The organism is Caulobacter sp. NIBR2454, from assembly GCF_027474405.1.
Lineage (GTDB): Bacteria > Pseudomonadota > Alphaproteobacteria > Caulobacterales > Caulobacteraceae > Caulobacter.
The window spans coordinates 1,506,084-1,517,896 of sequence record NZ_CP114871.1; the positions used below are offsets into that span (position 1 = coordinate 1,506,084).

Sequence of the window (11,813 nt, forward strand, 5' to 3'; positions counted from 1 at the left end):
TGCTTTGCGCTTCGGTTTAGGATAGAAACCGCACCCTTCTTCCGTTCCCTGAGTAGCCGTCATGACGACCCAACGCTGGACCCCGCAGTCCTGGAGAGCCAAACCCGCCAAGCATGTGCCGTCGGACTATCCCGACATGGCCGCTGTGGAACGGGTCGAAGGCACGCTTCGTCAGATGCCGCCGCTCGTCTTTGCGGGCGAGGCCCGTCGCCTGAAAAGCCTGTTGGGCGACGTGGCCCAGGGCCGCGCCTTCCTGCTGCAGGGCGGCGATTGCGCCGAAAGCTTCAAGGAATTCCACGCGGACAACATCCGCGACACCTTCCGCCTGATCCTGCAGATGGCGGTGGTGATGACCTTCGCCGGCGGCAAGCCGGTGGTGAAGGTCGGCCGCATCGCCGGCCAGTTCGCCAAGCCGCGCTCGGAACCCATCGAGACCATCGATGGCGTGACCCTGCCGTCCTACCGCGGCGACAACATCAACGGCATGGGCTTCAACCCCGAAGAGCGCATCCCCGATCCGGATCGTCTGCTCAAGGCCTACGCCCAGTCGGCTTCGACCCTGAACCTGCTGCGCGCCTTCGCCACCGGCGGTTACGCCGACCTGTACAACATCCACCGCTGGACCCTCGGCTTCGTCGAAGGCAGCCCGCAGGGCGCGCGATACCGCGAGCTGTCGGAGAAGATCAGCGAATCCCTGGCCTTCATGGCCGCCATCGGCGTGACCCCCGACACCTATCCGGGCCTGCATCAGGTGGAGTTCTTCACCAGCCACGAAGCCCTGCTGCTGGGCTTCGAGGAAGCCATGACCCGCATCGATTCCACGTCGGGCGACTGGTACGACACCAGCGCCCACATGCTGTGGATCGGCGAGCGCACCCGTCAGCTGGACGGCGCGCACATCGAGTTCATGCGCGGCGTGAAGAACCCGATCGGCGTCAAATGCGGCCCCACCATGGAGCCCGACGACCTGCTGCGCCTGATCGACGCCCTGAACCCCAATGACGAGCCGGGCCGCCTGACCCTGATCGGCCGCTTCGGCGCCGACAAGATCGCCGACCGCCTGCCGCGCCTGATGGAGGCGACCAAGCGTTCGGGCCGCACCGTCGTGTGGTCCACCGACCCCATGCACGGCAACACCCTCAAGGCCGCTAACGGCTACAAGACCCGGCCCTTCGACCGGATCCTGGCCGAGGTTCGCGGCTTCGTGGAGGTCGCCGAGTCCGAAGGCGTCCATCCCGGCGGCGTCCACCTGGAAATGACCGGCCAGAACGTCACCGAATGTCTCGGCGGGGCTCGCGCCCTGTCGGAGGGTGATCTGGGCGACCGCTACCACACGCACTGCGACCCGCGTCTGAACGGCGAACAGGCGCTGGAGCTGGCCTTCCTGATGGCTGAAAAGCTGAAGGCGTCCCGCGAGGACACCCTGCGCAAGGCTGGCTGATCCAGCCGTCTAGCGGTTGAGGAAGAACTCGACCGGAGCCGATATCTCGATCCGCTCGCCGCGCATGTGATGCGGGGCGGGCGGAAACGGGTCCGCCCGCGCGAGCATGGCCAGGACCTCGGTGTCCAGCAGTGCGTGCCCCGAGCCGCGCACGATATCGCCGTCCAGCACATGACCGCTGCGATCCACCACGAAACGCACCTCCACCACACCCTCCTCGCGGCGCATCCGCGCCTTGCGGGGATAGGTCTTGTGCGACTCCAGCCAGCTGCGCAGCCGCGAGGCGTAATCCTTGCCGGCGCCGTGCGGCGCATCGACATCCATGCCGGTCGCAGTCCCCACCCGGCGGGCCGGCGCGGCGACGGGCGTCGCCGGGCCCGGGCCTGAACTCGGCGGCGCGGCGTCAGCGACGGCCTGCCGGGTGGGTTGCGAAGCCGCCGGCGCCGCTTCCGTCCGGGCGGATGACTCCCGGACCGCCGAGGAAAGGGGGACAACCTCGGGCGGCGGCGGCGGTTGCAACGGCGCGGCCGCGTCCGGCTTGGACGGGACCGATTGGGTCTCGGCGACGCTCGGCGCCGGCGGGAAGGGCGCGCGGGAGACGACCTCGCCCCCGCGCACCTGCGCCAGCTCCGCCGAGATGGCGAACGGCTCCTGCATCATCCGGGTCGTGGGCGACAGGCCCATGGCCATGGCCAGGGCGACCAGGCCATGGGCCCCGGCCGCGCCTGTCCAGGCGATCCAGCGAATGCGGGAAGCCGCGCGCACGATCAGAAGGTCTTGCCGACCGTCAGCTTGAAGGTCCGCCCTTCAGCGTCCAGCGACGACAGGTGGCGGCGGTACTTCTTGTCGCCGACATTGTCGATCGCGGCGCGGACATCCAGCCCCTCCAGCAGGCCCGAACGCGGCTTCCAGCTGACGAACAGGTTGTGCAGGCTGTAGCCGGCGGTCCGTTCCGAGGCGATGGACACCTCGCTCTGGTCGGCCGCGAACTCGCCGCGCCAACCAGCCGCGACACCCTTGTCCAGCCAGTGATAGCCGACCGTCAGATTCAGCTCGTCGGCGGGGATGGTGTTCAGCGGCACGTTGCGGATCTGATCCTCGCCCTCGATGAAGGACAGGCCCGCCCGAGCGAACAGGCCCCGCGAGGCGTATTCGGCCTCGATCTCCACGCCTTCGAACCGGCTCTCGCCGACATTGACGAAGTACGGCGTCGTGGCCGTGCCCCGCGTGATCAGGTTCGACACGTCGTTGCGGAAGGCCGTGGTCTTCAGCCGAACCGCGTCGCCCGGCAGCGCCACGCCGTCGAACGACAGGGTGAAGCCGACCTCGTAGTTGTCGGATTCTTCCGGCTCCAGGTTGAGGGCGAAGTTGGTCGCCGTGGCGCTGGTGCGGCTGTAGATCTCGTCCAGCACCGGCATGCGCACGGTATGGGCGATGGACCCGAACACCGAGACGGTGTCGTTGAACGCGTAGATGGCCGCGATCTTCGGCGAGATGGCGTCATCCTTCACCACGGTGCGCGTGGTCACGCCCGCGCCGGGTTCCAGCTTGGTCCAGTCGATGCGCACGCCGGGGATGATGGTCAGCTTGTCGGACCAGACGAACTCGGCCTGGGCGTACAGGCCGTACTTCTCCATGTCCCCTTCCGGGTGGGTCGCCGCGCCCGGCGTGGTCGTGCCGGTCGTGGTGACGCGCGGATTGCGGCGCTCCTGCTTGTAGGCCTGCGCACCCACGAACAGGAACGCGGTCCAGTCCGGACTCAGGGTGAACTTGGACTGGTTCTCGATCCGCCCTTGCAGGGTTTCGTACGAGAACTCCGAATAGACCACGCCCGACAGGAAGGTGGTCTCGCGCTGCTCCACCTTCGACATGGCGTAGGAGCCCTGCGCCGACAGGTTGAACAGGTTGGAGCCGTTGAAGTCGTTCTCGTAGCCGATGACGGCGGTGTCGTCGTCGACCTTGCGGCGGACCGGCGTGGTGCCGAACGCCTCGGCCTGATCGTAGATCTGCGTGCTGTCGCTCATCCAGTTCTGGTAGCTGGCCCAGATGCTGTGGCCCTTGTCGCCGCCGATGTAGTAGCGGCCCTTCAGCAGGTAGGAGCTGGAGTCCACGTTCGACGGATTGATCTCGACGCCGGCGCCGTTCTCGTAGTGGTCGCTCTTGCGGGCCGTGTACATGGCCAGCAGGTCCAGGTTCTCCACCGGCTTGGCGGCGAAGATCACCGAGCCGAAGCGGGCGTTGGCGTTGGTCTCGTAACCGCCGCGCAGACGAACCGCGAACGGGTCGTCGCCCTTCAGGAAGTCAGACGCGTCCTTGGTGGTGAAGTTGACCACGCCCGCCAGGGCGCCGGCGCCATAGAGGGTGGAGGAGGCCGGTCCCCGCAGGACCTCGACGCGCTTGTACAGCTCCGGCTCGCTGAAGAACGCGCCCATCCGGTACTGCTCGAAGAACTTCGACACCCCATCCACCTGCATCAGGATACGGCTGTCGGAGTCGGCCACGCCCGTGCCCAGCCCGCGGATGTTGAAGCCCTGGCCCAGGGCGCTGACGCCGCCCTGGACGCTGACGCCCGGAATGCCTTCCAGCACGTCGCCGATGGTGGAGGCCTGGGTGTCGTCGATGTCGTCCTGATCCAGCGACGTCACCGCCTGCGGCGTGTCGATGGCGACCTTCTCGGCGCCGGCCGAAACGATGACGCGGCCCAGCGACAGCTTGGCGGTCGAATCGTCCTGAGCTTGGACGGCGGTAGCCAGCAGCAGGGTGGACGCGCCGGCGAGAAGGGCGGTCCGGGACCGCGGCGAGAGAAGCTTCATGGTAATCCCCAAGAGATGCTTATGAGACGCATTCGCGCGTCTTTCGTGTCTGCACGCCTTGGCCCCGACGGCGACGCTTAAGTGCCCCAGCGACGATTTAATTGCAAGTGAGTCTCAACTGCATTATCGGGGCTTGGCCGACACGGTCGTCGGCGACCAACGTCTGGGGCGAGCATGAGACTTCTGAAAACCACCCTGTCGGCCGGTGCGGCCGTGGTCGTGCTGGCGGCGGCGGGCGTCGCCTCGGCGCACATGCCGTACCTGTTGCCGACCGTTTTCACCCTGGGCGGCAAGGCCGACCACGTGACCCTGCAGTCGTCCTTCACCGAGGATCCGTTCGTCCCCGAGGTGGTGCTGAAGTCGACGTTCTTCTTCGCCAAGAGCCCGGCGGGCGCCGAAGCCCCCATTGGAACCCCGACCTATCTGCGCGACCTGGCCGTGCTCGAGGCCGCCACCCCCGGCGAGGGCACCTATCGCTTTTCCACCGGTCCCCGCCAGGGCCGCAAGGGCAAGATGTACCAGGACGCCAAGGGCGAATGGCTGATGGTGGGTGAGGAGGCGGAGGGCGCTCCCGCCGGCGCCAAGCTCGTCGATGTGGCCAGCATCACCACCGCGGAGGCCTATGTCACCAAGGGCAAGCCCAGCGCCGCCGCCCTCGATCCCAAGGGCGTGGGGCTGGAGCTGAAGCCCGTCACTCACCCCAGCGACATCGGCGCCGGGTCGGCCGCCAAGTTCCAGTTGCTGTTCGACGGCGAACCCCTGGCTGGCGCCCTTATCCGCCTTTACCGCGCCAACGGGATCTTCGATGGGCGGAAGGTCGCGGGCGAGGCCCGGACCGCCGCCGACGGGACCTTCAGCCTGACGGCGCCGGACGCCGGTCTCTACATGACCATCGTGCGCCACCGCACCGCGTCTCCGGCCGGCGCCGAGACGCCGTACCGCTCCTACACCCACACCCTCAGCTTCGAAGCCGCCCAGTAAGGGAAGACAGCACCATGACCCGCAATATCCTGATCGCCGCCGCCTTCGCCGGCCTGCTCGCGACGCCGGCCCTGGCCGCGCCGCACGCCCTCAACGCCTTCGTCGCCGACTATGACGCCGACAAGAACGGCGAAGTGACCCAGGCTGAGTTCGAGGCCGGCCGCGCCGCCCGCTACAAGGCCACCGACGCCAACGGCGACGGCTGGGTGTCCGACGCCGAGTACCTGGCCGAGTTCGAACCTCGCCTCGACGCTCGCCTGGCCAAGTCCGACAAGTCCGCCGAAGACAAGCTGGCCGACCGCCAGCGCGAGGTGCGCCAGACCCATGTCCGCTTCGGCGTCCTGGACAAGGACAAGGACGGCAAGATGAGCAAGGCCGAATACGACGCCTCCGGCGCCCGCGCCTTCGCCGAGCAGGACAAGGACAAGAACGGCAAGGTCAGCGCCGCCGACGCCCTGATCAAGCAGGCGCAGGCCAAGCCCGCCAACTGACTTCCTCCAGAGGGAAAGCTGGCCGCCTGGGTCTTCGGACCGGGGCGGCCGCACCTCGGGTACACTTGCCAAGGCCCCGGGCCTCGGCCACCTTCCGCGCCCTTCCTGTTCGGGGCGACCGATGTTCAACAGCCTGATGCGAGCCGATCTGTCGGCCCTCCTGCGACTTGCAGGGCCGGTGATCCTGGCCCGGCTCGGCATCATGGTCATGGGCCTGACCGACGCCATCGTCGTGGGCCACTTCTCCGCACAGCAACTGGCCTTCCACGCCCTCGGCTGGGCGCCGACCGCCGCCATCGTCACCACGGGCGTCGGCCTTCTGGCCGGGGTCCAGGTCATGACCGCCCGCCGACTGGGCGAGGGCCGTCGCGCCGAGACCGGCGCGATCCTGCGGCGTGGGATCGTCTACGCCTTCTGGGTGGGGATGATCGCGACCGTCGGGCTGATCTTGCTGGGTCCGCCCATGCTCCATGCCCTCAAGTTGGAGGCCGGACTCGCCGACGGCGCCAGCGCGGCCCTTCTGGTCTTCGCCCTTTCCCTGACGCCGTACCTCATCTCCGTGGCGGCCACCTATTATCTGGAGGCATTGTCGCGGCCCGGGCCCGGCCTGGCCATCATGTGGATCGCCAACGGCCTGAATTTGGCCCTCAACCTGCTGCTGGTGCCCGGCGTGCTGGGCATCCCGGCCTGGGGCGCGGTGGGTTCAGCCTGGGCGACGTTCGGCTCGCGCGTCTTCCTGATGATCGCCATGCTGATCTGCGTCTTCGGCATGAAGGAGGCCAGAGCCCTCGGCGTCTTCCGCCGCGCGCCGCGCGAACCCGGCGCCGCCGCTGAACAGCGCAAGGTCGGTTATGGGGCCGGCGCCTCCTATTTCGTGGAGTCCGGCGCGTTCGCCGCCATGAGCATCTTCGCCGGCATGGTCGGCGGGGCCGAGGTGGCCGCCTGGGCCATCGTGCTGAACGTCGCGGCCCTGATTTTCATGGTCCCGCTGGGCCTGTCCACGGCCACCGGCGTCCTGGTCGGCACCGCCTATGGAGCCAGGGATCGGGCGGGCGTGGAGCGTGCGGGCATCCTGGGCGGTGGCGTGGCCCTGCTGGCGGGAACGCTGATCTCGTTCATCGTCTGGCCGACCGCCGGCCCGATCGCGCGCGCCTATACCAGCGATCCCGGCCTGCTGGCCCTGACCGCGCCGGCCATCGTCCTGGCCTGCCTGTTCTTTACGGCGGACGCGGTGCAGGTGGTTGCGGCCCAGGCCCTGCGCGCCAGAGGCGACGTGCTCGTGCCCACCATCACCCACGTCATCGCCTATGCGGCGATCATGACCCCGCTGGCCTGGTTCCTGGCTGTCCCCATGGGCATGGGCCTGAACGGCATCGTCTGGGGCGTCATCGCCGCCAGCCTGGCCGCCGCCGTGTTCCTCTGCACCCGCTTTGAGATGCTGATCCGCCGCGACAGCTTCTAGGAGACTCTGGAGACCGATACTCCCGATACACCGGGGCCCTTTCAGGGGACTTTGGAGACATTTTTCCGAGCCTGCCTGGCTAGCCAAAGCCTCCCGCCCTCGTGGCGAGGGCCCCCGCGTCCGCGGGCCGCCAATTCAGGCGATCCAGCGCCAAATTCCCAGCTGACAGGGCTTTCGCCGCCAAGGCGCGGCTAGCGGCCGGACAGATTTATCCCCGCCGCCCAAACCGGGCCTATCCTGTCTTCGCAGTCGTCGTTGTCACCGCTTCCAGTCCGGATACGCGGCGATTGGATACTTTGGTGACGATCAGACGCCGAGGATCCAGCCTTCTTCCTGCTCGACGGCGTCGAACACCTCGGTCGAGACAGCGCTCTGCGGACCGAAGGCGGCGCCCAGCTTGCCGGCCTCGTCCATGCGGGCGAACTGCTCGCACAAGGCACGGACCTGGGCGCGGTCGATGACTTCGTCGCCCTCGGGCTTCACCTCGCCCAGGGCGGGATAGATTTCGGCGATGACCGCCTCCAGCCCATCCAGATCGGCGGGGGACTGGGCGCGCCAGCCGGTTTCGAACGGCCAGACCTTGGCCTTGTCGCCCAGCGCCTTCTTCAGCGCGGCCACATGGGGAATGCCGACGATGGCCTGGCTGCCGACCGTGCCGTTGCCAAAGATCTGCCAGACGCTCTTCGCGCCCTTGGCCGCCTTGTCGGCATGACGAAACTCCGCCGGCACATCGTCGCGGCGGGCGGTCGGCTTGGTGGTGGTCAGCCAGCGCTGGGCGTCGTTGACCGGGCAGCCCCAGAACGGCTGCGCCTCGTCGGTCATCAGGCGGTTCATCTTGGCCGCGACGGCGAAGCGGTTGTTGGTGTTGTTGGGCTTGTCGACCACGTTCTTGGTCATGAACGCCCACTGGCCGCGCCAGTCGGCCGGGTCGAGGCCGAGCATCTTCGCCGTGCCCGACGGATAGCCGAGGGGGAAGTCAAAGCCGATCAGGACCCGCTCGCTGCGCCGGCGCAGGTCGGCCAGAACATCGCCCAGAACCTTCATGGCCTCGTCCCGGGTCGCGGGGTTGTGGGCCTCGAACGTCAGGCGGAACCGCACGTCACGCTTGAGCACGCCGATCCAGATGGAGTCCTTGCCCGTCTTCGGCTTGGCCGAGGCGCTCCAGTCGATGATCACATAGGCGTTGAACAGGCGGGACACGACCGTACTCCAAGGGAGGTAAGGCGCGGTTCTATCTCCGAACGCCCGGCGGGCCAACGCCGCCAGACAGAGAACTGTGTTTTAGGACGCCTGTTCCAGCGCGCCGCGGGCCGGTTCGCCCCCATGAACGCGGAAGGGTTCGGGCGCCAGCGGCTTCAGGCCGAGCGCCTTGCGGGCGATCATCGGCGGGCGGCGCTCTTCCGGCGTCATGAAGAAGCCGGCGTCGCGCACCTTGAGGCCGACGGCGCGGTGACCGCCCAGAACGGCGAGGGGGGCGGCCAGGATCAGGCCCGCCAGGATCGGCGCGGTGGCCGTCAGCAGGTCGGGAGTGAACCAGAAGGCGCCGGCCAGAATGACGCCTGCGGCGGTGATCCAGCCCATGGCGCGCATGGATTCGTCCCAGCTGATACGGTCGGCCTCGCGGCGCTGGCGCGCCCAGCCGCTATCGCGGCCAAGCAGGATTTCCACCAGGGCGCGGGTTTGGGTGAACATCAGCATCGGCGCGACCAGCGCCGACAGCACCATCTCCACGCCCAGGCTCTTGACGATGGCCTTGCCGCCGCCGAACGCGCGGCGCTCGACCTTGGAGCGCAGGACCAGGATCAGGCCCAGGATCTTGGGGCCGAACAGCAGCACGCCGGTGATGATGATGGCCCAGGCCGTGGCCTGGATCTCTTTCCAGTTGATCAGCGCCTCGGCGGCGGCCTGCACGTCGGCCCACTGGAACACGGCCTTCTTCAGGTCGGGCATCAGAAGGCGCGAGACCACGCCAACGCTCAGGGCGGCGAACCACAGGGGCGACAGGATATAGGACAGGCAGCCGATGATCAGGTGCAGGCGGCTCAGCCAGTGCAGGCCCGGCGTGCCGATCAGCGGGATGTGCTGGACGTTGCCCTGGCACCAGCGACGGTCGCGCGAGGCGAAGTCGAGCAGGTTGGGCGGCGACTCCTCATAGGAGCCCTCCAGATAGGGCGCCAGGTGAACGCCCCAGCCGCCGCGGCGCAGCAGGGTGGATTCCAGGGCGTCGTGGCTCATCACCTGACCGCCGAACGGCTTGGGACCGTTCAGGACGGGCAGGCCGCAGGTGTCGGCGAAGGCGCGCACCCGGATGATGGCGTTGTGGCCCCAGAAGGAGCTTTCCGACCCCGACCACCAGGCAAGGCCGGTCCAGGCCACGCGGCCATACAGGCGGGTCGCGAACTGCAGGCAGCGGGCGAAGATGGTCTGGCCGTTGATCACCACCGGCATGGTCTGGATCAGCCCGACGCTCGGGTGACGCTCCATGGCGTCGGCGATGCGGACCATCGCCTCGCCGGTCATCAGGCTGTCGGCGTCGAGCACGACCATGTGCTCATAGGCGCCGCCATGGCGACGGACCCAATCGGCCACGTTGCCGGCCTTGCGGCCCGTGTTCTGGGTGCGCAGGCGGTAATAGACGTTGCTGGACGCTTCGCGGCGCAAACGAGTGAACGCGGCCTGTTCGGCCAGGGCGATCGCGGCCTCGCGGGTGTCGCTCAACACGAAGATGTCGAAACGGTCGCTGGCGCCGGCCTCGGCCAGGGACTCGTCCATGGCGCGCAGGCGGGCGAACACCGCGTTGGCGTCTTCGTTGTGGATGGGCATCAGGATCGCGTTGCGCGCGCGAAGGCGCGGCATGGCGGTTTCCTCGTCGATGCCCAGCGGGTCCTTCGGATGGCGCAGCAGGATCACGAAGCCGGCCACGGCGGTGCAGAACCACAGGGACAGGGCCAGGAAGAGCGGCGCCAGCAGGGTCAGGCAGATGGCTTCCAGGCGGGTGATGCCGCCAAGGGCCACGGTGTCGTAGGTCGCCTTCCAGCCAGCCAGGGCCAGCAGGGCGGTGAGGGCGAAGATCGACAGGCGGCGCACCAGGATATCGACCGGCGAGCTTTCCGGGGTGGCGGCCGGGCTGGCGCCGTCCCAGTCGGCGAGATCGCGCACCGGCATGGCCAGCGGCGCTTCGGTCGGCATGTCGGGGGCCAGGTTGGTCAGATCGTTTTCCGAGGAGATCGTGTCACGCCCAGGCTCGGGGGTGGCGAAAACCGCGCGGTCGCTCATCTGGTCCATGATCAGTCTGCGGTCCGCTCAAGCTTGCCGAGATGGGTGGAAATCCGCTTTTCGCACCGGTGTTTACGCAAGACCTTGAGCTCCGCGCCAGACAACCGCCGCGCGTTACGAACGCCGACACGCTTACAGTAAAACCTCGATCACGAAATCGCTACCGATTTAGGAGGCATTTTTCACTTCGCAGCGCAAAAAAATCGCCAACGCCCATATTTCTAGCGGAAATTTCACCTTCACCGCTGGATCACGCATCCTCACGGAAAGCGTGATCCAGCGTGAGGAGGGGAATCGCCGGTCAGCTCAGCTTGACCAGCATCTTGCCCATGTTCTCGCCCTTGAAGAGCTTGATGAAAGCCTCGGGAGCGTTCTCTACGCCGACCTCGACCGTCTCTTTCCACTTCAGTTTCCCCGAACCGATCCAGTCGGCCATGTCCTTCAGGAACGCGCCCTGCAGGTCGTAGTGGTTGGAGACGATGAAGCCCTCCATCCGGATGTTCTTGCCGACCACCAGCATGATGTTCGACGGCCCCTTCGGCTCTCCGGTCTCGTTGTACTGCGAGATCATTCCGCACTCGGCGAAGCGGGCGAAGGGGCGGGCGGCGTCGAGGGCGGCTTCCAGGTGATCGCCGCCGACATTGTCGAAATAGACGTCGATGCCCTTGGGCGCGGCTTCTTTCAGCGCCTTCTTCAGGTCGGGCACGGCCTTGTAATCGATGGCGTGATCGACCCCGATCTCCTTGAGGAAGGCGACCTTGTCCGGTCCGCCGGCTGTGCCGATCACGGTGTGACCCTTGATCTTGGCGATCTGGCAGACGACTTGGCCGACCGCGCCGGCGGCGGCGGAGACGAACACCACGTCGCCGTCCTTGAGCGCCGCGACGCGCAGCAGGCCGGCATAGGCGGTAAGGCCCGGCATGCCGGCGACGCCGAGAAATGCCTGCAGCGGCAGGCCGTTGGCGTCGATCTTCTGCACCGAGCCGGCCGGGGCGTTGAACGCCTCGCGCCAGCCGAACATCGACATGACGATGTCGCCGACCTTCAGCGACGGGTCGTTGGAGGCGATCACCTCGCCCACCGCGCCGCCTTGCAGGGCCTTGCCCAGCTCGAACGGCGGAACATAGCTGGGGCGGTCGTACATGCGTCCGCGCATGTAGGGATCGACCGACATCCAGTGATTTCGAACCTGCACCTCGCCGGCGCCGGGGGCGGGCAGTTCGATGGTGCCAAGCTCGAAATGCTCGGCGGCGGGCATACCGACCGGACGGGCCTTCAGGCGGATTTCACGGGACGTGGTCATGGCGCTCTCCCAGAGCAATTTCTTGTTCAAACGATTGTTTACCGCG

General features: G+C 67.6%; 9 protein-coding genes. 4 read left to right on the plus strand and 5 right to left on the minus strand.

Annotated features, from left to right (window positions below):
• Positions 1-61: 61 nt before the first annotated feature.
• The gene (locus O5K31_RS07420; protein ID WP_269716666.1) at positions 62-1,441 is read left to right on the plus strand and encodes a class II 3-deoxy-7-phosphoheptulonate synthase; all 1,380 of its coding nucleotides are present in this window, start codon (positions 62-64) and stop codon (positions 1,439-1,441) included.
• A gap of 9 nt (positions 1,442-1,450) precedes the next feature.
• On the opposite strand, the gene O5K31_RS07425 is transcribed toward O5K31_RS07420, so the two are convergent.
• Positions 1,451-2,206, minus strand: a complete 756-nt coding sequence (locus O5K31_RS07425; RefSeq protein WP_269716667.1) for an energy transducer TonB — start codon at positions 2,204-2,206, stop codon at positions 1,451-1,453.
• Positions 2,207-2,208: 2 nt separating this feature from the next.
• Complete coding sequence (locus O5K31_RS07430) at positions 2,209-4,254, minus strand: TonB-dependent receptor domain-containing protein (RefSeq protein ID WP_269716668.1); 2,046 nt, start codon at positions 4,252-4,254, stop codon at positions 2,209-2,211.
• Positions 4,255-4,428: 174 nt separating this feature from the next.
• Between O5K31_RS07430 and O5K31_RS07435 the strand changes: the two genes are divergently transcribed.
• The 3 genes from O5K31_RS07435 (at position 4,429) to O5K31_RS07445 (ending at position 7,188) form a co-directional block, all read left to right on the plus strand.
• Positions 4,429-5,235, plus strand: coding sequence for a DUF4198 domain-containing protein (locus tag O5K31_RS07435; protein WP_269716669.1), 807 nt, complete (start codon positions 4,429-4,431; stop codon positions 5,233-5,235).
• A gap of 14 nt (positions 5,236-5,249) precedes the next feature.
• Positions 5,250-5,726: a hypothetical protein gene (locus tag O5K31_RS07440; protein ID WP_269716670.1), complete on the plus strand. Its 477-nt coding sequence runs from the start codon at positions 5,250-5,252 to the stop codon at positions 5,724-5,726.
• A gap of 121 nt (positions 5,727-5,847) precedes the next feature.
• On the plus strand, positions 5,848-7,188 hold the full coding sequence (locus O5K31_RS07445) for an MATE family efflux transporter (RefSeq protein ID WP_332367273.1): 1,341 nt from the start codon (positions 5,848-5,850) through the stop codon (positions 7,186-7,188).
• 306 nt (positions 7,189-7,494) lie between these two features.
• On the opposite strand, the gene O5K31_RS07450 is transcribed toward O5K31_RS07445, so the two are convergent.
• From O5K31_RS07450 to O5K31_RS07460, 3 genes are all read right to left on the minus strand, one after another.
• Complete coding sequence (locus tag O5K31_RS07450; protein ID WP_269716671.1) at positions 7,495-8,388, minus strand: cobalamin biosynthesis protein CbiG; 894 nt, start codon at positions 8,386-8,388, stop codon at positions 7,495-7,497.
• 81 nt (positions 8,389-8,469) lie between these two features.
• Positions 8,470-10,473, minus strand: coding sequence for a glucans biosynthesis glucosyltransferase MdoH (gene mdoH / locus O5K31_RS07455; RefSeq protein WP_332367274.1), 2,004 nt, complete (start codon positions 10,471-10,473; stop codon positions 8,470-8,472).
• A gap of 292 nt (positions 10,474-10,765) precedes the next feature.
• Positions 10,766-11,767: an NADP-dependent oxidoreductase gene (locus O5K31_RS07460; protein WP_269716672.1), complete on the minus strand. Its 1,002-nt coding sequence runs from the start codon at positions 11,765-11,767 to the stop codon at positions 10,766-10,768.
• Positions 11,768-11,813: the final 46 nt, after the last annotated feature.

Coding starts and splice junctions, on each gene's coding strand:
- O5K31_RS07420 (WP_269716666.1), top strand. CDS start 62: ATGACGACCCAACGCTGGACCCCGCAGTCCTGGAGAGCCAAACCCGCC.
- O5K31_RS07430 (WP_269716668.1), bottom strand. CDS start 4,254: ATGAAGCTTCTCTCGCCGCGGTCCCGGACCGCCCTTCTCGCCGGCGCG.
- O5K31_RS07435 (WP_269716669.1), top strand. CDS start 4,429: ATGAGACTTCTGAAAACCACCCTGTCGGCCGGTGCGGCCGTGGTCGTG.
- O5K31_RS07440 (WP_269716670.1), top strand. CDS start 5,250: ATGACCCGCAATATCCTGATCGCCGCCGCCTTCGCCGGCCTGCTCGCG.
- O5K31_RS07445 (WP_332367273.1), top strand. CDS start 5,848: ATGTTCAACAGCCTGATGCGAGCCGATCTGTCGGCCCTCCTGCGACTT.
- mdoH (WP_332367274.1), bottom strand. CDS start 10,473: ATGGACCAGATGAGCGACCGCGCGGTTTTCGCCACCCCCGAGCCTGGG.
- O5K31_RS07460 (WP_269716672.1), bottom strand. CDS start 11,767: ATGACCACGTCCCGTGAAATCCGCCTGAAGGCCCGTCCGGTCGGTATG.